Here is a 21,216-nt window from a genome sequence, read left to right as displayed (position 1 = left end):
CAGGTTCTCGCTCTCGCGTTTCCCTTTCCGGCGGTTCCGACTCTATCAGACCGTTTCCGTTCTGATTTCCTCGGGTGCTTTCCAGGTTTCCGCTTTCGCGTTTCCCTTTCCGGCGGCTCCGACTTTATCAGAAGTTCTGAGTCGGTTTCCCACCCGCTCCAGGTGTCCATGTCCAGCACGTGAAGTGCTGGGGTTCCCGGTCGGGCGGAGCCGTAAACGTACTGGAGCGGGGCGCCCCGATGCAAATCGAGACGCCCCGCTCCTGGCCCGCACCGACGGGGCGTCAGACCTCCACGACCACCGGGAGGATCATCGGCCTGCGGCGGTAGGTGTCCGAGACCCACTTGCCGAGGGTCCTGCGGATGAGCTGCTGGAGCTGGTGGGGCTCCACGACGCCGTCCTGAGCGGACCGCTCCAGGACCTCTGTGACCTTCGGCAGCACGGCGGCGAAGGCCGAGTCCTCGATACCGGAGCCGCGGGCCTGCACGTGCGGACCGCCGGTGATCTTTCCGGTGGAGGAGTCCACGACCACGAAGACCGAGATGATGCCTTCGTCGCCGAGGATCTTGCGGTCCTTGAGCGCCGGCTCGCCGACGTCACCGACGGAGAGCCCGTCGACGTAGACGTAGCCGGCCTGGACCTTGCCGGAGATCCTGGCCTTGCCCTCGACCAGGTCGACCGCCACGCCGTCCTCGGCGATGACGATCCGGTCGTGCGGCACACCCGTGAGCGCGCCCAGCTCGGCGTTGGCGCGCAGATGGCGCCATTCGCCGTGGACCGGCATCAGGTTCTTCGGGCGGCAGATGTTGTAGAAGTACAGCAGCTCGCCCGCGGACGCATGGCCGGAGACGTGCACCTTGGCGTTGCCCTTGTGGACGACGTGGGCGCCCCAGCGGGTGAGGCCGTTGATCACGCGGTAGACCGCGTTCTCGTTGCCGGGGATCAGCGACGAGGCCAGGATGACCGTGTCGCCGTCGACGATGCGGATCTGGTGGTCGCGGTTGGCCATGCGGGACAGGGCCGCCATCGGCTCGCCCTGGGAGCCCGTGCAGACCAGGACCACCTGGCTGTCCGGCAGGTCGTCCAGCGTCTTGACGTCGACCACCAGGCCCGGCGGGACCTTCAGGTAGCCCAGGTCCCTGGCGATGCCCATGTTGCGGACCATCGAGCGGCCGACGAAGGCGACCCGGCGGCCGTACTCGTGGGCCGCGTCCAGGATCTGCTGGATGCGGTGGACGTGGCTGGCGAAGCTCGCCACGATGATCCGCTTGCGGGCACCCGCGAAGACCTGGCGCAGGACGTTGGAGATGTCGCGCTCGGGCGGGACGAAGCCCGGGACCTCGGCGTTCGTCGAGTCGGAGAGAAGAAGGTCGATGCCCTCTTCGCTCAGCCGTGCGAAGGCGTGCAGGTCGGTGAGGCGGTTGTCCAGCGGGAGCTGGTCCATCTTGAAGTCGCCGGTGTGCACCACCATGCCGGCGGGGGTGCGGATGGCGACGGCCAGCGCGTCCGGGATGGAGTGGTTGACGGCGACGAACTCGCAGTCGAAGGGCCCGATGCGCTCGCGGTTCCCCTCCGCCACCTCCAGGGTGTACGGGCGGATCCGGTGCTCCTGGAGCTTGGCCTCGATGAGGGCGAGCGTGAGCTTGGAGCCGATCAGGGGGATGTCCGGCTTCTCGCGGAGCAGGAAGGGGACGCCGCCGATGTGGTCCTCGTGGCCGTGCGTGAGGACGATGCCCTCGATGTCGTCGAGGCGGTCCCGGATGGACGAGAAGTCCGGCAGGATCAGGTCGATTCCGGGCTGCTCCTCCTCGGGGAAGAGCACTCCGCAGTCGACGATCAGCAGGCGGCCGCCGTATTCGAAGACCGTCATGTTCCGGCCGATCTCGCCGAGCCCGCCGAGCGGGGTGACCCGCAGGCCGCCCTCGGGGAGCGGCGGCGGGGAGCCGAGTTCAGGATGCGGATGACTCAAAAGACTCTCCTCACCACACGCGCCACGTACCGGTACGGCACGTGGCGCGCATGACGTTCGTGCGAAGCAGTTGTCGTTGTGATGCAGGCACCGGTGCCCTGCGTCTTCTGTTGTTCTTCAGTTGTGAAGCCCGTGTGGTGCCAAGTCTGTTGTCAGAGCTGTACCCCGCCGGCGGCAAGATCGATCTTGAGCTGGGCGATCTCCTCGGGCGAGCACTCGACCATGGGCGAGCGCAGCGGCCCACCGGGCAGGCCCTGAAGGGCCAGGGCGGCCTTGGTGGTCATGACGCCCTGGGTGCGGAACATGCCGGTGTAGACCGGGAGCAGCTTCTGGTGGATCTCGGTGGCCTTGACGACGTCCCCCGAGACGTACGCCTCGACGAGGCTGCGCAGGTCCGGGGTGACGACGTGGCCGACGACCGAGACGAAGCCGACCGCGCCCACGGAGAGGAGCGGCAGGTTGAGCATGTCGTCGCCGGAGTACCAGGCGAGGCCGGACTGGGCGATGGCCCAGCTGGCGCGGCCGAGGTCGCCCTTGGCGTCCTTGTTGGCGACGATCCGGGGGTGCTCGGCGAGCCTGACCAGCGTCTCGCTGTTGATCGGGACGCCGCTGCGGCCGGGGATGTCGTAGAGCATGACCGGCAGGCCCGTGGCGTCGGCGACGGTCGTGAAGTGCCGGTACAGGCCCTCCTGCGGGGGCTTGTTGTAGTACGGCGTGACGACCAGGAGGCCGTGGGCGCCGACGCGCTCGGCCTCGCGGGCCAGCTCGACGCTGTGGCGGGTGTCGTTGGTGCCGACCCCGGCGACCACGTGGGCGCGGTCGCCGACGGCCTCCAGGACGGCTCGTACGAGGTCCGATTTCTCCGCGTCACTGGTGGTGGGGGACTCGCCGGTGGTGCCGTTGACGATCAGGCCGTCGTTGCCTGCGTCCACCAGGTGGGCGGCGAGCCGCTGCGCGCCGTCGAGGTCGAGTGCGCCGTCCGCCGTGAAGGGCGTGACCATGGCGGTGAGGACCCGCCCGAAGGGGGTCTGCGGAGTCGAGGTCGGAGCCATGGGTAACACGCTACTCGGTGCTCGATACGAGGTGTGCCCGTGGGGTGTCGGGAAAGTCAGGACAAAGAAGGAGCCCGGCACTGCCTGCTCGGGGGTTCAAGCAGTGCCGGGTCCGTTTGATCAGGCTAGATGAACTTATGTAAATGCCGCAATACGGACACTTCGCCCGGCTGATCCGTATGCCCGTCTCCCGGCGGGGAGGACCCTGCGGCTACCCGGCGGGGAGAACCCGGTGGCTACGGGGCCACGCGGCCGTTCGCGTTGAAGGCGGCGTGCGTCAGCGGCATGAGCCCGGCCCACTCCGCCTCCATCTTCTCGCCGACCATCTCGATCTCCCGCTGCGGGAAGGACGGCACCTTGGCCAGCTCGTGCTGGGTGCGCAGGCCGAGGAAGTGCATCAGGGAGCGCGCGTTGCAGGTGGCGTACATCGAGGAGTAGAGGCCGACCGGGAGGGCCGCGCGGGCCACCTCGCGGGCGACGCCCTCGGCGAGGAGCTTCTGGTAGGCCGTGTAGGCGTGCTCGTAGGAGTCCCGCAGGGTGGTGCTCACGGCCTCGTGCTGGGCCGGGGTGCCCTCGACGAAGACGTACTTGCCCGGGCGGCCCTCCTGCACGAGCTTGCGGGAGGTGTCGGGGACGTAGAAGACCGGCTCGAGCTCGCGGTAGCGGCCGGACTCCTCGTTGTACGACCACCCGACGCGGTGCCGCATGAACTCGCGGAAGACGAAGATCGGGGCGCTGATGAAGAACGTCATCGAGTTGTGCTCGAACGGGCTGCCGTGCCGGTCGCGCATCAGGTAGTTGATCAGGCCCTTGGAGCGCTCGGGGTCCTTCTTCAGCTCGTCCAGGGACTGCTCGCCGGCGGTGGAGACACGGGCGGCGAAGAGCACGTCGGCGTCCGAAGCGCTGGACTTCACCAGCTCGACGGTGACGTCGCTGCGGAACGTGAGCGACTCGGGGCTGGTCACGGGAGTGCGGGTCCTTCCATCACTTCTCTGGTCGGCGACCACCTTACGGGGCGCCCGGCGGTGGTCCGGACGACAGCCCGGCGCCTCGTCCCGGAAAACGCACCGGTGAATTTTGCCGACAAGGGCACCATTTGCGCCACCCGATCGTCTGTACCGGTAAGCCCTGTACGTTCGATCTTCGACTCCGAGAGGAGCGGCGACCACGATGTTCCGTCGGCGCGAGCCCGTACCCTTCGCCTTCCTGGCCGAGACGGACCGGTTCCGCAGCAATGTCACTCCCCCGCCCCGTCGCCGGGCGTCCTTCGGCGAGATAGCCGGGCGCTGGCTGCTGGGGCTCACCCTCGTCGCCGGGATCACGGGTGCCCTGGTCCTCGGCACCCCGGCGCTCTCCACACCGTCCGGTCATCCGGCTCAGGAGTCCCAGGCGTCCCAGGGGCACTGAGCGCGGGCCCTGAGCACGGGCCCCTACCCTTCCGGCCCCTCACGGCTGGTGGGCGGCAACACGGCCGGATAGCCTCACCGGGCACAGCCCCTGCGAGGAGCGAGTGAGGACCAGCCGTGCCCCTGCCCTTCCTGACGGCCGACCGCGCCTTCGACACAGCGGCCGAGAGTGCGCTGCCGTACGACGACCCCGACCGCTGGCGGCGCCCCTACCGGCCCGGACCCTGGCGCGTGGGCGCGGCCGCGCTGGGGCTGCTGCTCGCCTCGTTCGTGCTGTTCTCCGCGGTGCTCATCGCGCTGACCGGCTCGCCCTCCGCTGCCTGGGTGGTCCTCGTCACGGGCCTCGCGCTCGTCGCCGGGGCGCTGCGGCTGCTGCGCATGGGCGTGTGGGTGAGCAGACGCGGGCTGCGCAGGACCGGTCTCCTGCTGACGCGTACGGTGCCGTGGCCGCAGGTCGCCTCGGTGCGGACGGTGCAGCAGCCGGTGCGCTGGCTGGGTCTGCCGCGCACGGTGCAGGGCCAGGCACTGGCACTGGTCCGCACGGACCGCGGGGCCGAGGACAGCGCGCCGCTGCTGACCACGCACAGCCTGGACTTCCTGGGCCGGCCGGCGGCCTTCGACCGGGCGGCGGACACGGTGGAGGCATGGGCCGCGGAGAACCGGCGCGGCTGATCCGGAGCACGGGCGAAGGGGCCGGTCCACCGAGGTGGTGGACCGGCCCCTTCGGCGTACGGGAACGCCTCCCGCCAACGGCACCGGTGGCCTACGGGCTGCCGGACGGGATCGGGAACCCAGCTGTCCGGCGCCGTACCGGGTCCGGTGCCGTACCGGGTCCGGTGCCGTACCGGCCGGTCTCAGGCCGGTACCGGTCTGCCGTCGTGCAGGGCGATGGCGCGTTGCATCGCCTTGCGGGCGCGTGGGGTGTCGCGGGCGTCGTGGTAGGCCACGGCCAGCCGGAACCAGCAGCGCCAGTCGTCGGGGGACGCCTCCGTCTCGGCCTTGCGCCTGGCGAAGACCTCGTCGGCCGAGTCTCGGTCGACCCGGCCGCTGGGGAGACGCTTCAGCTCGTCGACCGGCAGGGCGCCCTCGGCGTCGAGTTCGGCGGCGAGCTGGTTGGCCTTGCGGACGAACTGGGTGTTCTTCCACAGGAACCACACGCCGATGACCGGCAGGATCAGCACCGCCACGCCGAAGGTGACGGTGAGGACCGTGCCGGACTGGATGAGCATGACGCCGCGGCTGCCGACCAGGACGAAGTAGAAGACCAGGACGGCGGCCGTGACGAGGTAGGTGATCTTCGCGCGCATCGCAGGAGTCGGTCTCAGCTCAGGTCGAGGAAGTGTTCCAGGCCGAAGGTGAGGCCCGGAGTGGTCACCACGCGGCGGGCGCCGAGCAGGATGCCCGGCATGAAGCTGCTGTGGTGGAGGGAGTCGTGGCGGATGGTGAGGGTCTCGCCCTCGGCGCCGAGCAGGACCTCCTGGTGGGCCAGGAGGCCGCGCAGGCGGACGGCGTGCACGGGGACGCCGTCCACGTCGGCGCCCCGCGCGCCGTCCAGGGCGGTGACGGTGGCGTCCGGTGCCGGGGCCGTGCCGGCCGCCCGGCGGGCCTCGGCGATGAGCTGGGCGGTGCGCGTGGCGGTGCCGGAGGGGGCGTCCACCTTGTTCGGGTGGTGCAGCTCCACCACCTCGACCGACTCGAAGTACGGCGCGGCGATCTGCGCGAACTTCATCGTGAGCACGGCCCCGATGGAGAAGTTCGGCGCGATGAGCACGCCGGTCTCCGGGGACTGGGCGAGCCAGCCGCCCAGCTGCGCGAGGCGGTCCTCGGTCCAGCCCGTCGTACCGACGACGGCGTGGATGCCGTGCCGCACGCAGAAGTCGAGGTTGCCCATGACCGAGGCGGGGGTGGTCAGCTCGACGGCGACCTGGGCGCCGGTCTCCGCCAGCGTCTCCAGCCGGTCGCCCCGGCCGAGGGCGGCGACCAGTTCCATGTCCTCGGCGGCCTCGACCGCCTTGACCGCCTCGGATCCGATCCGGCCCTTGGCACCGAGGACCGCCACGCGCAGCTTGCTCATGTTCCTGCTTCCTAACCGGTGGTGTTTCAGGCGACCGCGTCGTGCAGCCGGGCGGCCTGCTTGTCCTTGAGCGGGCCGATGACCGACAGTGACGGACGCTGTCCCAGGATGTCGCGGGCGACCGCGCGGACCTCGTCCGGGGTGACCGCGGCTATCTTCCCCAGCATGTCGTCCACCGACATCTGCTCGCCCCAGCACAGCTCGCTCTTGCCGATGCGGTTCATCAGCGCGCCGGTGTCCTCGAGGCCCAGGACCGTGGAGCCCCGGAGCTGGCCGATGGCACGGGCGATCTCGTCGTCGGTGAGACCGTTCTGCGCGACCTGGTCCAGTTCGTCGCGGCAGATGCGCAGCACGTCGTGCACCTGGCTGGGCCGGCAGCCCGCGTAGACACCGAACAGGCCGCAGTCGGCGAAGCCGGAGGTGTAGGAGTACACGCTGTAGGCGAGGCCGCGCTTCTCCCGGACCTCCTGGAAGAGGCGGGAGGACATGCCGCCGCCGAGGGCGGTGTTGAGCACGCCCATGGCCCAGCGGCGGTCGTCGGTACGGGCGAGGCCGGGCACGCCGAGGACGATGTGCGCCTGCTCGGTCTTGCGGCCGAGCATGTCGACCTTGCCCGAGGTGCGGATCGTACGGCGTCCGGCGCGCGGGCCGATGGGCTGCGCGTCCTGGTTCTTGAAGGCGCCCGCCTTCTCGAAGGCGGCGCGGACCTGGCGGACGACCTTGGCGTGGTCGATGTTGCCGGCGCAGGCGACCACGAGGTGGGTCGGGTCGTAGTGCTTCTTGTAGAAGCGGCGGATGCGGTCGGCGGTGAGGGCGTTGACCGTGTCGACCGTGCCGAGGACCGGGCGGCCCAGGGCGTTGTCGCCGAACATGGTGTGCGCGAACAGGTCGTGCACGCAGTCGCCGGGGTCGTCCTCGGTCATGGCGATCTCTTCGAGGATCGCGCCGCGCTCGACGTCGACGTCCTCTTCGAGGATCCGCGAGCCGGTCAGCATGTCGCAGACGACATCCATGGCGAGGGGCAGGTCGGTGTCGAGCACGCGCGCGTAGTAGCACGTGTACTCCTTGGCCGTGAACGCGTTCATCTCGCCGCCGACCGCGTCGAGCGCGGAGGAGATGTCCAGCGCGCTGCGCTTCGCCGTGCCCTTGAAGAGCAGGTGCTCCAGGTAGTGCGTGGCGCCGTTCAGGGACGGCGTCTCGTCGCGGGAGCCTACGTGCGCCCAGATCCCGAACGTCGCGGAGCGGACCGAGGGCAGGGTCTCGGTGACGATGCGCAGGCCGCCCGGGAGGGTGGTCTTGCGGACCGTGCCGATGCCGTTCCGGCCCTTGATGAGGGTTTGGGTACGGGCGACGGCCCGCGCCTCCGAAGAGGGGCGGGCCGTCACCTTGGAGCTACGGGACGTCACTGCTCGGCGTCGTCCTTCGCCTCGTCAGAGCCTTCCTCGCCCTCGATCACCGGGATGAGGGAGAGCTTGCCGCGGGAGTCGATCTCGGCGATCTCGACCTGGACCTTCTGGCCCACACCGAGGACGTCCTCGACGTTCTCCACGCGCTTGCCGCCGGCGAGCTTGCGGATCTGCGAGATGTGCAGCAGACCGTCCTTGCCGGGCAGCAGGGAGACGAACGCACCGAAGGTGGTCGTCTTCACGACCGTACCCAGGTAGCGCTCGCCGACCTCGGGCATCGTCGGGTTGGCGATGCCGTTGATCGTGGCGCGGGCGGCCTCGGCGGCCGGGCCGTCGGAGGCGCCGATGTAGATCGTGCCGTCGTCCTCGATCGTGATCTCGGCGCCGGTGTCCTCCTGGATCTGGTTGATCATCTTGCCCTTCGGGCCGATGACCTCACCGATCTTGTCGACCGGGATCTTGACGGTGATGATCCGCGGAGCGTTCGGGGACATCTCGTCCGGACGGTCGATGGCCTCCATCATCACGTCGAGGATGTGCAGGCGGGCGTCGCGGGCCTGCTTGAGGGCCGCGGCCAGGACGGAGGCCGGGATGCCGTCCAGCTTGGTGTCGAGCTGGAGGGCGGTCACGAAGTCCTTCGTGCCGGCGACCTTGAAGTCCATGTCGCCGAAGGCGTCCTCCGCACCGAGGATGTCGGTGAGGGTGACGTAGTGCGTCTCGCCGTCGATGTCCTGGGAGATCAGGCCCATGGCGATACCGGCGACCGGGGCCTTCAGGGGCACACCGGCGTTCAGCAGCGACATGGTGGAGGCGCAGACCGAGCCCATGGACGTCGAGCCGTTGGAGCTCAGCGCCTCGGAGACCTGGCGGATCGCGTAGGGGAACTCCTCGCGCGTCGGCAGCACCGGCACGAGGGCGCGCTCGGCGAGGGCGCCGTGGCCGATCTCGCGGCGCTTCGGCGAACCGACGCGGCCGGTCTCACCGGTGGAGTACGGCGGGAAGTTGTAGTTGTGCATGTAGCGCTTGCGGGTCACCGGGGAGAGGGTGTCCAGCTGCTGCTCCATGCGGAGCATGTTGAGGGTGGTGACGCCCAGGATCTGGGTCTCGCCACGCTCGAACACCGCGGAGCCGTGCACCCGCGGGATCGCCTCGACCTCGGCGGCCAGGGTGCGGATGTCGGTGACACCGCGGCCGTCGATGCGCTTCTTCTCCTTGATCACGCGCTCGCGGACCAGCTGCTTGGTGAGCGAGCGGTACGCGGCGGAGATCTCCTTCTCGCGGCCCTCGAACTCCGGCAGGAGCTTCTCGGCGGCGAGCGCCTTGACGCGGTCCAGCTCGGCCTCGCGCTCCTGCTTGCCGGCGATGGTCAGCGCCTGGGCCAGCTCGGGGCGGACGGCCGCGGTCAGGGCCTCCAGGACGTCGTCCTGGTAGTCCAGGAAGATCGGGAACTCGCCGGTCGGCTTGGCGGCCTTGGCGGCGAGGTCGGCCTGGGCGCGGCACAGGACCTTGATGAAGGGCTTCGCGGCCTCGAGGCCCGCGGCGACGACCTCCTCGGTCGGCGCCTCGGAGCCGCCCTCGACCAGCGTGATGGTCTTGTCGGTGGCCTCGGCCTCGACCATCATGATCGCGACGTCGCCGTCCTCCAGGACACGGCCGGCGACGACCATGTCGAAGACGGCGTCCTCCAGCTCGGTGTGGGTCGGGAACGCGACCCACTGGCCGCGGATCAGCGCGACGCGGACGCCGCCGATCGGGCCGGAGAAGGGCAGGCCGGCCAGCTGCGTGGACGCGGAGGCGGCGTTGATCGCCACGACGTCGTACAGGTGGTCGGGGTTGAGCGCCATGATCGTGGCGACGACCTGGATCTCGTTGCGCAGGCCCTTCTTGAAGGACGGGCGCAGCGGGCGGTCGATCAGGCGGCAGGTGAGGATGGCGTCCTCGGACGGCCGGCCCTCACGGCGGAAGAAGCTGCCGGGGATCTTGCCGGCGGCGTACATCCGCTCCTCGACGTCCACCGTGAGGGGGAAGAAGTCGAGCTGGTCCTTGGGGTTCTTGGAGGCGGTGGTGGCCGACAGCACCATGGTGTCGTCGTCCAGGTACGCCACGGCGGAGCCGGCGGCCTGCTTGGCCAGGCGGCCCGTCTCGAAGCGGATGGTGCGGGTACCGAAGGCGCCATTGTCGATGACGGCCTCGGCGTAGTGGGTCTCGTTCTCCACTAGCGTTTTCTCCGTTACTTGTCGTCTTTCGTCCCTCGGCTGCCCGTGTGGCAGGGGGACGGTCGCGGAGAAGCGCGCCGGGCTGTGCGGGCCGGTCTTCGATCGAAGCACCCGGGGCTCGCTTCCCCCCGGGGGCCACTACCGAGGACCGGCGGCGGCTAGGTGCGCTTCTCCTCGTTCTGTGTCGAACGCCGTTCGGAGGCGTCCGTGGTTCTCAGGTCGTACGTGGTGCTGAGTCGTACGTCGTTCTGTGTCGTGCGTATTGCGTTGTGCTACCACACTACAAAGCGTGAGTGACACTCCGCACGTTTCCGCCCCCACGACGAGGGCGTCCCGTATACGGCAAAGGGAGCGGTCCCCGGGTGCTTCCGGGAACCGCTCCCCTCACGGCGACTTACTTGGCGCCCGCCGCACCACGGCGGATGCCGAGGCGGTCGACCAGCGCACGGAAGCGCGTGATGTCCTTCTTCGCCAGGTACTGCAGCAGGCGACGGCGCTGACCGACCAGGATCAGCAGGCCACGACGGGAGTGGTGGTCGTGCTTGTGGGTCTTGAGGTGCTCCGTCAGGTCGGAGATCCGACGGGAGAGCAGCGCGACCTGGACCTCGGGGGAGCCGGTGTCGCCCTCCTTGGTACCGAACTCGGAGATGATCTGCTTCTTCACTGCGGCGTCGAGCGACACGCGTACTCCTCATAGTCTGTGAGTGCCCACCGAGCGCCCCCGGTCTTCATCGCGGGGGAGCTTCCGTAACTCGGGAGGCGGGATCCGTAGGGCGCGGCCTCCGGAACTCCGCCCTTTCGGGGGATCCGGGGGTGCGTACACAAACGGCCGTCACTGAGGGTACCAGGCGATGGCGGGGGCCTTGCGCCCGGTCGGTGAATCGTCCTGGCGGCAGGGGCTGCGCCGCTAGGGTGAACGCCGGGACCGTACCTACCTCGGGAAGGGGTCGCTGCACGATGGCGGAGACGGAAGCGGAGATCAAGGCGCGCAAGGAGCGGGAGCGGGACGAACTCTACGCGCTCGACATCTCGGGCGTGGAGTGGCACTGCGCGCCGGGCGCGGAGGAGCACGAGGAGCGGGTGGAGATCGCGCACCTGCCCGCCGGCGCGGTGGCGATGCGGTCCTCCCTCGATCCGGACACCGTGCTGCGCTACACCGAGGCGGAGTGGCGGGCGTTCGTGCTGGGGGCACGGGACGGGGAGTTCGATCTGAAGCCCATGGCGCACAACGGCGGGCTCGACGTGCCGTGAGGCGCGGGCCGGGCCCCGGCTCACGACGACACCGGGCCCCGGCTCCTCGTGAGCCGGGGCCCGGTGTGTGCGCGGGGCGCCTATTTGCTGGTCATGGACCGGGCCGTCGCGTACACGTCGAAGACGGCCAGGGTGAGCGGGATCAGCGTCAGCAGGACGAAGGCCTCGCAGATCTCCAGGAAGCGGCCCCAGAAGGGGGTCAGGCCGCCGCGCGGCAGGATCAGGCCCAGCGCGGTGACCAGGGCGGTGGCCAGGGCGATGACCGCGATCAGCCAGATGGTGCGGATGTCGAGATCGGTGCGGTCGCCGGCCAGCGCCGCGACCATGATGCGCCGGGGCGGGTTCAGGGCGAGGCCGAGGCCCAGCAGGACCAGGGAGCCGAGGCCGGCGGCCAGCACGGAGGCGACCTGGGCGGTGTAGCGGAAGAGGCCGGCGCGCATGAGCATCGCGATGCCGGTGGCGAGCGCGAGCAGCTGGGCCCAGATGTCGTCGGAGAAACCCAGCACGGCCGAGGCGCCGACGGCGAGCAGGGCGCAGCCGCCGACCAGGCCGACGAGGAGTTCGTGGCCGCGTCGCGCCTGCGCCCCGATGCGCTCGGCGTCCACCGGCTCCTGCGGGGCGGACTCGGTGCCGTAGGCGGAGCGGGTGGTGCCGCTGCTGGGGTTCTCGAAGCCGATCGGCAGCCGGGCGAACCGCATGGACATGCTGGGCAGGAAGGCGAGCGCGCCGACGGCGACGGGCGCGCACAGGCCGGCCGTCTCCCGGGGGGCCCAGTTCGCGAGGGTCGCGATGAAGACGACGACCAGGGCGACCGCCGAGGCGAACACGAACGCGACGAAGGGGCCGTCACCGTGCGGTGAGCACAGGGTGAGGACCAGGGCGGCGACGAGGACCGCCGCGCAAGCCAGCAGGAACTGGAGTCTGCCGATGCCCTCGCCGGCGCCGAGGGGCAGCAGGCCGCTGCCGGCGACGCCGATGCCGGGCAGCGCGCCGAGGCCTAGGGCGAGGGCGGAGCCGCGGTCGTCGTAGACGCGGGCGCGGACCGCGGAGAGCACGACCAGCAGGACGCCGGTGACCGCGGCGAGGATGCCGGCCAGGCCGTGCATGTCGTGGCGCGGGTCGGAGGTCCAGGCGACGAACGCGAGCAGCGTGGGCAGCACGCCCCCGCCGACGAGGCCGGCGGCCCGGGTCAGGTCGCCGCTCCACAGCTTGTGCTGCCGGGTGACGGCGGAGGCGACGGCGTCGGCGACGTCGTCGAAGACGGCCGGCGGCAGGGACTCCGCGAAGGGGCGCAGGGTGAGGAGCTCACCGTCGAGAATGCGCTGGGCGGCGAAGGAGCGGGCGCTGTCCAGCACGGTGCCGTCGGTGCGGACGAGGTGGTAGCCGACCGGGGCGCCCGTCGCCGGACTCTGCTGGGACAGCCGGAGGATCTCCGGATAGAGGTCGGCGACCGGGACGTCGTCGGGCAGTGCCACGTCGATACGGCTGTCCGGCGCGACGATGGTGACCCGGCAGAAGCCGAGTCCGGTGCCGGATCCGGAAGGGGCTCCCGTCCCGGGTCCGCCGGTGGCGGCGGCCGTCATGCTCACCTGCTGCTCCCCCTCAGTGGTGGTGGTGCGTCTATGTCGTGAAGGTCCCGTGCCGGTTTGCCCGGCAGTCGGTGACACGGGTGCCACGCGGCGGGATCCCGGGGCCGATCCCCCTCTTCGATGAGGGGTATGTCCCCGTATATCCGCCCTGCTCGGCGTGTGCTCACGCGAACATCCGGCACCCTACCGCTCACCCGTGCCGGGTGAACTCAGTAGGATCACGCGGCGGCCTGCGCTCGCCGGACACGGGGCGGCGGGCGGAACGCCTGGGTCGGGCAAGGGAATTGGTGAGCGGTGAGCCAGATTGTCGTCAAGCGCCCCCCTAGGGCGCTTCCGTCCGAAGTGCCCACGGAAGAGGTTGTTGTCCAGCCACCGCCGGAATTGCCGCGGGGGCATCAGGAGAGCGTGCTGATGCAGCTCCTGCCCACGCTGGGCATGGGCGGCTCGGTGGTCTTCTTCTTCACGAACGGCCAGCCGTTCATGAAGATCATGGGCATGATCATGATCGCCTCGACGGTGGCCATGTCCATCGCGATGGTGGTCCGTTTCCGGCGCGGCTCCCAGGGCCAGCTGGCCGACATGCGCCGCGACTACCTCAGCTATCTGTCGCAGACCCGCAGGTCGGCCGTGACCACGGCGAAGACCCAGCGCGACGCGCAGTACTACCTGCACCCCTCCCCCGAGCAGCTCTGGGCGCTCGTCGCCGAGGGCAGCCGGGTCTGGGAGCGGCGGCCGGGCGACGAGGACTTCGCGCATGTCCGCGTCGGCCTGGGCCCGCAGCCGCTGGCGACGCCGCTCATCGCCCCGGAGACGGGCCCGGTGGAGCAGCTGGAGCCGCTGACCGCGGGCGCGATGCAGCGGTTCCTCGCCGCCCACCACTCCGTGGGCGATCTGCCGATGGCGGTGTCGCTGCGCGCCTTCTACCACGTCACGGTCAGCGGTGAACCGCAGTCCGTACGGTCCTCGGCCCGCGCCCTGGTCGGCTCGCTGGCCTCGCTGCACACCCCGCAGGACCTGATCATCGCGGTGGCCGCCGGCCGGGAGGCGCTGCCGCACTGGGACTGGGCGAAGTGGCTGCCGCATGTGCAGGCGCCCGGTGCCGTGGACGGCGCGGGTTCGCGCCGGCTGATCGGCACCGACCCGCGCGAGCTGGAGGACCTGCTGGCGACCCGGCTGAACGGCCGGCCCCGCTTCCATCCCGGCGCCGCACCGCTGATGGACGAGCCGCACATCGTGCTCGTCCTCGACGACCTGTCCCTGCTGCCCGACTCGGTACTGGCCAACCCGGAGGGCCTGCAGGGCGTCACGGTGGTCGAGGTCGTGCCCGGCGAGCTGACGACGGCGGGCGGCGACCTGTCCATCGTCGTACAGCCCGGCCTGCTGCGCCTGGAGTCCGGGCACGGCGAGGTGTACGAGGGCAGCCCGGACGCCCTCTCCTACGAGTCGGCCGAGGCGCTGTCCCGGCAGCTCGCGCCGCTGCGCATGGCCTCGGGCGGCGACGACGACGAACCGCTCCTCGCCAACCTGGAATTCACCGACCTGCTGGGACTCGGCGACGCGGCCTCCGTCGACACCAAGCGGACCTGGCGCCCGCGCGCGCTCGCGGAACGGCTGCGGGTGCCGATCGGTCTCGGCGAGGACGGCCGGCCCGTGATGCTCGACCTGAAGGAGGCCGCGCAGGAGGGCATGGGCCCGCACGGCCTGTGCGTCGGCGCGACCGGCTCCGGCAAGTCCGAGCTGCTGCGCACCCTGGTGCTCGGCCTCGCGGTCACCCACTCCTCGGAGACCCTGAACTTCGTCCTCGCGGACTTCAAGGGCGGCGCCACCTTCGCCGGCATGGCCCAGATGCCGCACGTGGCGGCGGTCATCACCAACCTCGCCGACGACCTCACCCTGGTCGACCGCATGGGCGACTCGATCCGCGGCGAGCTGAACCGCCGCCAGGAGCTGCTGCGCGACGCGGGCAACTACGCCAACATCCACGACTACGAGAAGGCGCGCGCGGCGGGCGCCCCGCTCCAGCCGATCCCCTCCCTGGTCCTCGTGATCGACGAGTTCAGCGAGCTGCTGACGGCGAAGCCCGACTTCATCGAGATGTTCGTGCAGATCGGCCGTATCGGCCGCTCGCTCGGCGTGCATCTGCTGCTGGCTTCGCAGCGCCTGGAGGAGGGCCGGCTGCGCGGCCTGGAGACGTACCTCTCCTACCGGATCGGTCTGCGTACCTTCTCAGCGGCCGAGTCCCGCGCCGCGCTCGGTGTCCCCGACGCCTACGAACTCCCGAACGTCCCCGGTTCCGGCTTCCTGAAGTTCGGCACCGACGAGATGCTCCGCTTCAAGGCGGCGTACGTCTCCGGCGTGTACCGCTCGGGGACGCAGCGGACGGCCCTGCCCGGCGGGCAGCTCCCGCTGGACCGGCGGCCCGTGCTGTTCACGGCCACCGAGGTGCCGGTGCACTACAACGCGATCCCGCAGCAGCGCACACCGTCCGAGCCCGAGGTGGACGAGGCGCTGGCCGACACGGTCCTCGACGTGATCGTGCGCCGGCTGGAGGCGCAGGGCCCGGCGGCGCACCAGGTGTGGCTGCCGCCGCTGGAGAGCCCCCCGGCGCTGGACGCGCTGCTGCCGGGCCTCGCGGCGGTACAGGGCCGCGGGCTGACCCAGCCCGGCTACGAGGGCGCGGGACGCCTGGTCGTCCCGGTCGGCCTGGTCGACAAGCCGTACGAGCAGCGCCGTGACCGTCTCACGCTCGACTTCTCGGGCGCGGCGGGCCATATGCAGATCATCGGCGGCCCACAGTCCGGCAAGTCCACCTTCCTGCGCAGCCTCATCTGCTCCTTCGCGCTCACCCACACACCGTACGAGGTGCAGTTCTACGGCCTCGACTTCGGTGGCGGCGGTATGGCCGCGGTGGACGGCCTGCCGCACGTCGGCGGCATCGCCTCCCGGCTCGACCCGGAGCGCGTGCGCCGCACGGTCTCCGAGGTGTACGGCGTCCTGACCCGCCGCGAGGAGTACTTCCGCACGGCCGGCATCGCCTCGATCGCCGACTTCCGCGCCCGGCGTGCCCGCGGTGACATCTCGGTCACCGACCAGCCCTGGGGCGACGTCTTCCTGATCGTCGACGGCTGGGGCAACTTCCGTACGGACTACGAGGCGCTGGAACCGGCGGTCCTGGACATCGCCGCGCGCGGCCTCGGTTACGGCATCCACGTCGTCATCACGGCGTCCCGCTCGATGGAGGTCCGGGCGAACCTCAAGGACCACCTGATGAACCGCCTGGAGCTGCGCCTGGGTGACGTGATGGACTCGGAGATCGACCGCAAGGTGGCGGCGAACGTCCCCGCCGGCGTCCCCGGCCGCGGTCTCTCCCCGCAGAAGCTGCACTTCATGGCGGCGGTGCCGCGCATCGACGGCCTCACCTCCGACACCGACCTGGCCGAGGCCACGGCGGCGCTGACCACCGAGGTCGGGCGCCACTGGCAGGCGCCGGGCGCCCCCAAGGTACGGCTGCTGCCGCGCCAGCTGGAGGCGGTCCAGCTGCCGCCGGGCGACCGCTTCCGGCAGCGGGGCGTCGCCTTCGCGCTGGACGAGGAGAACCTGGAGCCGGTCTTCGTCGACTTCGACCAGGACCCGTTCTTCCTCGTCTTCGGCGAGAGCGAGTCCGGCAAGTCCAACCTGCTGCGGCTGCTGATCAAGCAGCTGACCCTGCGCTACGGCGGCGACGAGGCGAAGTTCTTCGTCGTGGACAACCGCCGCGCGCTGCTGGACATCACGCCCGCCTCGCACCTGGCGGAGTACATCCCGATGTCGAGCCAGATGGAACACCACATGGCGGCGCTGGCCGACCTCATGCAGCGCCGCACGCCCACCGCCGACGTCACCGCGCAGCAGCTGCGCGACCGGAGCTGGTGGCGGGGCCCGCAGGTCTTCGTCGTCATCGACGACTACGACCTGGTCTCCACGTCCAGCGGCAACCCGCTCAGCGGACTGACCGAGATGCTGCCGTTCGCCCGCGACGTCGGCGTGCGCTTCATCATCGCCCGCTCCTCCGCGGGCGCGGGCCGCGCCTCCTACGAGCCGTTCATGCAGCGCATGAAGGAACTCGGCGCCCAGGGCCTGATCCTGGCCGGCGACCCGGCCGAGGGCGACATCCTCGGCGGCGTCCGCCCCCGCCCGATGCCGGCGGGCCGCGGCGTCTTCGTGTCCCGGAAGCGGGGGAAGCCGTTGGTCCAGACGGGGTTGGTGGATGTGGAGTACTGAGGCTGCGCGGCGCCGGTAGGTTTGACGGCGCCTTCGCCGCGGGGCGAAGGGCACTCCGGGGAGGTCCGGCATGGCGTGGGACGAGTGGGAGCAGCTGAAGGCGGAGACCGCGCGGGGACGGTCGACGCAGACGCGACTCGATCAGCTGGCTCCCGGCGGTGGGGGCGGGGGCGGTGCACGGGGTGATCTCACCGTCCACCAGAGGGACCTCGCCTCCATCGGGTCCGCGGCACATGACCTGTTCGAGGACTTGGGGCGTTACAGCGATCACGCCCGCATCTCCTCGATGAAGGCGGCCGGGGGGCTGAGGAGCGAGGGCTTCGCCCTCGGCTCCGCCCTGGATCACGTCGCCGAGCGCTGGGTCGACCAGGTGCAGACCCTGCTGGACGCCTGCGCCCACATCTCCAACCACCTGCGCTACACCGAGAACCAGCACGCCGCGGACGACACCTCCATCGCCGGCACCCTCAGCAGCATTTCTCAGCTGGACCGGGGATTCGACGAGCGGAAGGGCAACTGACGGCTGTGGATCTCGACGCGTTACGTCATGGCAACTTCTCTCAGCTCGGTGAGGCCATCACCGACTGGGAACAGATGACGAAGAAGCTCGCCGCCCTCGAAAAGGACGCCCGGAACAACCTCAAGGCCAAAGCGGACAAGGCCCACTGGGCCGGTGTCAACGCCCAGGTGAGCCGCGAATTCATCGGCAAGACCGCCCAGGAGTTCGCTGACGCGCACACCCAGGCCGACTCCATCACGAAGATACTCAAGGACACCCGCGGTGAACTCGTCGACTACCGCGCCCAGCTGAACGAGACCCTTGAGCGCGACCCGTACAAGTACTGCACCGTCATCGACACCGGCCACGGCACCTTCACCGTCACGGGGAATCCTCGTCCCGACTGGGCCTCCGACCCGAGTGGCAAGACCGGCGCGATCAGCCAGAAGGACGTCGAGGACCTGCGCAACGAGGTGCAACGCATCCTCAACAAGGCGACCGAGAGCGACAACACGGCGGCCAAGGCGCTCAAACTCCTCGTCGACCAGGCCGCATACGGCTTCTCCGGCGCCCACTACGAGAATCGGGACGAAGCCGCCAAGGCCATCGCGGACGCCGACCGCATGGCCAAGATTCTCGCGAAGAACCCGCATGACGTGACGAACACAGAGCTCGCCTCGCTCAACTCCACCTTGGCCAAGTACAAGGACGATCCTCTCTTCGCGGAAGAGTTCGCCACGCAGGCCGGCCCGAAGCGGACACTCGCCTTCTGGGCCGGCATCGCCGATCCCTACCAGGGCACTTACGACCCCGACCGCGCCAAGCAGGCCAAACAGCTCCAGAAGAACCTCGGGACCACGATCGGTCTTGCCACTCTCTCGGACAGCGACACGGTGCAGGGCTGGGAGAAACAGATGATCCGGCTGGGTCCCGACCAGCTTGGGATCGACGACGCGAGCAATCCGACGGGTTACGCGGTCATGAGTAACCTCATGCGTTTCGGTGACTACGACGACCAGTTCCTCAACGACTACGGCGACAAGCTCCTCGCCTACGACAAGAAGATGAACGGCCAGGGCATCAACGCATGGATCAACAACCTTGATCAAGGTGACCTCAATTACTGGGGCCACAAGAACGACCGCGGTCGCGACCCCGTGACAGGCTTCCTGGAAGCCCTCGGCCACAACCCTGACGCGTCGACACAGTTCTTCGCCCAGCCGCACGGGGCTGGCGCCACGGTCAACAAGGACTCCGAGGTCAACGACCATCTGAAGTACCTGACGACAGAGCGCGTCTGGGTGTCCGACCACACCTTGGACGGCAATCGCGACTATGTCGCGGGGCGCAACGCCCTCGGCCGTGCTCTGGAGGCGGCCACCATTGGATACTCAGCCGATGCCTCACCGAAGGACGTCGTGGCAGGCGACCGCCGAACGTCGGCGACGGCGGGCATCATGGAGCAGATCGCCTACCTCTACGGGGGCGGCCAAGGACCGGCGATGCTGCACGATCAGCCTGAACTCGCCGACAGTCTGGGCAAGATGGCCGGTGCTTACATCGATGACATCGACTACGAGCTTTCCGGTATGGGCGATCACAGCAAGGACACCGGCGACTTTCCCGCGCGATATGGCGGGCGTGCGCAGTTCGGAAACCAGGGCGCGATCGATTTCCTGAGCGTTCTCGGGCAGGACGAGCACGCGCACAAGGCCGTGACGGCAGCCCAGCATCTCTACACCCTGAGCATGCTGGATGCCCATCCGCCGACCAGCGAATCCAACATGAACCATGCTCGGGACATCATGTCGGTGGGTGCGGAAGCCCGCGGAATCCTCGACAACTCTCGCGTGGAACAGGCAACGACGACCTACGGCGAGAACTCCGAGGATGCGAACAAGGCGCTGGGCCGGTCGGCCGACTGGAAGAAGCTGATGGTCGGAGCAGTGGTCGCAGGTGGTGTCGCCTCCGTCCCACTGCCCGGTTCGACGGCCGCCGCGGTCGTCATCGCCCCCGTCGCCGCCGACACGATCACCAACGCGGCGAACACCCTGCTCGGACACGCGATCGACAAGGGCACGGACGATGCGGAATCCGATCCGCTTGTTCCTTCGCAGATGACCAGTCGACGGTTCTACGCCCGCGGCGTCGACGACATCGGATCGACCTACGACTCGTACTTCAAAGGTCATCCGGAGGCGAAGGGCGTATCCGACGACCAGCAGTGGATCCAAGAAATGAAGAACAGCTACCTGGGTACCGGATCCCATGAGAACGACTACCGTGGCCGACCTCCGTACAAAGACTAACCGAGGACGGAAAGTGCAGCGAATTCCAGGACGCCGTACACGCAGGGTCGCCCTTTTACTCACGGCGGTGGCGCTCCTTGCCGGTGGGTGCAGTGGTCACTCCGGAAAAGGGAAATCGAAAGATCCAGGCACCGGGGTGACCGCGAGCGAGGTGTGTGACGGAGCATTCGACACCTCGGCAGCGGAGGCGTTGCGGCGATTGGCCGGCACGGACACATTCGACGAGTCCGGCGGGTCGAACGCGGCAGCGGAGTCTCCCACTTTCTCGCTGGAGAATGCTGTCAGGCAGCTGCACGACTCGTACGAGAAGCGGAGCGCGTGCTGGGTGTACAAGTCGGGCGATGACAGCGGGGAACCCTTGCTCGAGATCAGGTTCCTGGCATCGCGCACCCATCCTTCGAGCCCGAAAAAGCAATCAGGATCTACCAGTTCCACTTATCCATTGGGGCTTTATGCCCGGGTAGGGCCCAACGGAGCTGACCTCTTCTTCCGGTGCCCCACCGAAGCGCCGTCCAGGGATGCCTTCATCGGCGACACGAAGTACGTGAAAGGCGAGCTTTTCTCGCCTGCCGGAAAGATGCGGGGCGACAACGTCGACAAGGACCGCATGGAGATCCTGAACTCGGTCTCCCGAAAGGTGGCCCAGACAGCGGACTGCGTTTCGGAAGCCGGTCTGCCGGCAGACGTGCCTTCCCGATGATCGCGTGCCGGAAGGCCGAGCAGTCGCGAGTAGTCGCCGCCGGCGAAGAGAGCGGACGCGTCACCGGTTCCGGACCACCCGCTCCCGCTCCGCCTCCTTGATCGCGTCGGCGTCGAGCAGGAGGGGCGTACTGGCTGTCCGCGCTGCGCGCGATGTAGCGCGGCGCTCGGGCGACGATCAAGAGTGTGCGGGTTCGCTCCGCTGGGGGCGTCGGGCATGGCGGAGGGTGGGCACCTCCCGTGCGTGCCCACCCCTACCACCCTGGCTCGACCGGTCCGGTGCCCGGTGAAGCCGACCTACATGAAGTAGCTGGCGGCCTTGCGGTCGCCGCCCTGGTAGTCACCGCCGGCCGCGTGGACGACCCGGCCGATGGCCATGAGCGCCTCGTGGATGCCCTTGGCCTCACGGTCCCAGGACGCCTGCTGCTCGGTGTACGCGTTGTGGGCCTCGCCCTCCCACATGCTCGCCACACCGGCGACCTTCTG

General features: G+C 69.6%; 17 protein-coding genes. 7 read left to right on the top strand and 10 right to left on the bottom strand.

Annotation, left to right across the window (positions count from 1 at the left end):
* Nucleotides 1-283: 283 nt before the first annotated feature.
* The 3 genes from ACF073_RS41100 to thyX form a co-directional block, all read right to left on the bottom strand.
* Nucleotides 284-1,969: a ribonuclease J gene (locus ACF073_RS41100; RefSeq protein WP_392076676.1), complete on the bottom strand. Its 1,686-nt coding sequence runs from the start codon at nt 1,967-1,969 to the stop codon at nt 284-286.
* A gap of 152 nt (nt 1,970-2,121) precedes the next feature.
* The gene (dapA, locus tag ACF073_RS41095; protein WP_392076675.1) at nt 2,122-3,021 is read right to left on the bottom strand and encodes a 4-hydroxy-tetrahydrodipicolinate synthase; all 900 of its coding nucleotides are present in this window, start codon (nt 3,019-3,021) and stop codon (nt 2,122-2,124) included.
* Between the two features lie 236 nt (nt 3,022-3,257).
* Nucleotides 3,258-3,986, bottom strand: coding sequence for an FAD-dependent thymidylate synthase (gene thyX, locus ACF073_RS41090; RefSeq protein ID WP_392076674.1), 729 nt, complete (start codon nt 3,984-3,986; stop codon nt 3,258-3,260).
* Between the two features lie 205 nt (nt 3,987-4,191).
* Between thyX and ACF073_RS41085 the strand changes: the two genes are divergently transcribed.
* Both ACF073_RS41085 and ACF073_RS41080 read left to right on the top strand, forming a co-directional pair.
* The gene (locus ACF073_RS41085) at nt 4,192-4,428 is read left to right on the top strand and encodes a hypothetical protein (protein ID WP_392076673.1); all 237 of its coding nucleotides are present in this window, start codon (nt 4,192-4,194) and stop codon (nt 4,426-4,428) included.
* Nucleotides 4,429-4,544: 116 nt separating this feature from the next.
* On the top strand, nt 4,545-5,099 hold the full coding sequence (locus ACF073_RS41080) for a hypothetical protein (RefSeq protein ID WP_392076672.1): 555 nt from the start codon (nt 4,545-4,547) through the stop codon (nt 5,097-5,099).
* Nucleotides 5,100-5,281: 182 nt separating this feature from the next.
* Here ACF073_RS41080 and ACF073_RS41075 read toward each other — a convergent pair whose 3' ends face one another.
* From ACF073_RS41075 to rpsO, 5 genes are all read right to left on the bottom strand, one after another.
* Entirely contained in the window at nt 5,282-5,734 is a 453-nt protein-coding gene (locus ACF073_RS41075) for a hypothetical protein (RefSeq protein ID WP_392076671.1), read from the bottom strand.
* A 14-nt stretch (nt 5,735-5,748) separates the two neighbouring features.
* Nucleotides 5,749-6,501 (bottom strand): 4-hydroxy-tetrahydrodipicolinate reductase, encoded by a 753-nt coding sequence (dapB, locus tag ACF073_RS41070; RefSeq protein WP_392076670.1) that lies wholly within the window; start codon nt 6,499-6,501, stop codon nt 5,749-5,751.
* A gap of 26 nt (nt 6,502-6,527) precedes the next feature.
* Nucleotides 6,528-7,907 carry a M16 family metallopeptidase gene (locus tag ACF073_RS41065; RefSeq protein ID WP_392076669.1) on the bottom strand — a complete coding sequence of 460 codons (1,380 nt, stop codon included), beginning with the start codon at nt 7,905-7,907 and terminating at the stop codon, nt 6,528-6,530.
* Nucleotides 7,904-10,123, bottom strand: coding sequence for a polyribonucleotide nucleotidyltransferase (locus ACF073_RS41060; protein WP_392076668.1), 2,220 nt, complete (start codon nt 10,121-10,123; stop codon nt 7,904-7,906). The genes ACF073_RS41065 and ACF073_RS41060 overlap by 4 nt, the downstream gene beginning before the upstream one ends.
* A gap of 394 nt (nt 10,124-10,517) precedes the next feature.
* A complete protein-coding gene (gene rpsO / locus ACF073_RS41055; RefSeq protein WP_392076667.1) occupies nt 10,518-10,805 on the bottom strand; it encodes a 30S ribosomal protein S15 in 288 nt (95 codons plus the stop codon).
* A gap of 275 nt (nt 10,806-11,080) precedes the next feature.
* Here rpsO and ACF073_RS41050 point away from each other — a divergent pair, with 275 nt between their 5' ends.
* Nucleotides 11,081-11,374, top strand: coding sequence for a DUF397 domain-containing protein (locus ACF073_RS41050; protein WP_392076666.1), 294 nt, complete (start codon nt 11,081-11,083; stop codon nt 11,372-11,374).
* 80 nt (nt 11,375-11,454) lie between these two features.
* Here ACF073_RS41050 and eccD read toward each other — a convergent pair whose 3' ends face one another.
* A complete protein-coding gene (gene eccD, locus ACF073_RS41045) occupies nt 11,455-12,957 on the bottom strand; it encodes a type VII secretion integral membrane protein EccD (RefSeq protein ID WP_392076677.1) in 1,503 nt (500 codons plus the stop codon).
* A 300-nt stretch (nt 12,958-13,257) separates the two neighbouring features.
* Here eccD and eccCa point away from each other — a divergent pair, with 300 nt between their 5' ends.
* The 4 genes from eccCa (at nt 13,258) to ACF073_RS41025 (ending at nt 20,731) form a co-directional block, all read left to right on the top strand.
* The gene (gene eccCa / locus ACF073_RS41040) at nt 13,258-17,223 is read left to right on the top strand and encodes a type VII secretion protein EccCa (RefSeq protein WP_392076665.1); all 3,966 of its coding nucleotides are present in this window, start codon (nt 13,258-13,260) and stop codon (nt 17,221-17,223) included.
* A gap of 70 nt (nt 17,224-17,293) precedes the next feature.
* On the top strand, nt 17,294-17,743 hold the full coding sequence (locus ACF073_RS41035; RefSeq protein WP_392076663.1) for a hypothetical protein: 450 nt from the start codon (nt 17,294-17,296) through the stop codon (nt 17,741-17,743).
* 5 nt (nt 17,744-17,748) lie between these two features.
* Nucleotides 17,749-20,031, top strand: coding sequence for a hypothetical protein (locus ACF073_RS41030; protein ID WP_392076662.1), 2,283 nt, complete (start codon nt 17,749-17,751; stop codon nt 20,029-20,031).
* Nucleotides 20,032-20,098: 67 nt separating this feature from the next.
* Nucleotides 20,099-20,731 carry a hypothetical protein gene (locus ACF073_RS41025; RefSeq protein WP_392076661.1) on the top strand — a complete coding sequence of 211 codons (633 nt, stop codon included), beginning with the start codon at nt 20,099-20,101 and terminating at the stop codon, nt 20,729-20,731.
* 296 nt (nt 20,732-21,027) lie between these two features.
* On the opposite strand, the gene ACF073_RS41020 is transcribed toward ACF073_RS41025, so the two are convergent.
* Nucleotides 21,028-21,216, bottom strand: a 189-nt coding sequence (locus ACF073_RS41020; protein WP_392076660.1) for a WXG100 family type VII secretion target, incomplete at its 5' end; no start/stop codon positions are given.

The organism is Streptomyces sp. NPDC015171, assembly GCF_043079545.1.
GTDB lineage: Bacteria > Actinomycetota > Actinomycetes > Streptomycetales > Streptomycetaceae > Streptomyces.
This window is presented reverse-complemented; position numbering and strand designations above follow the sequence as displayed.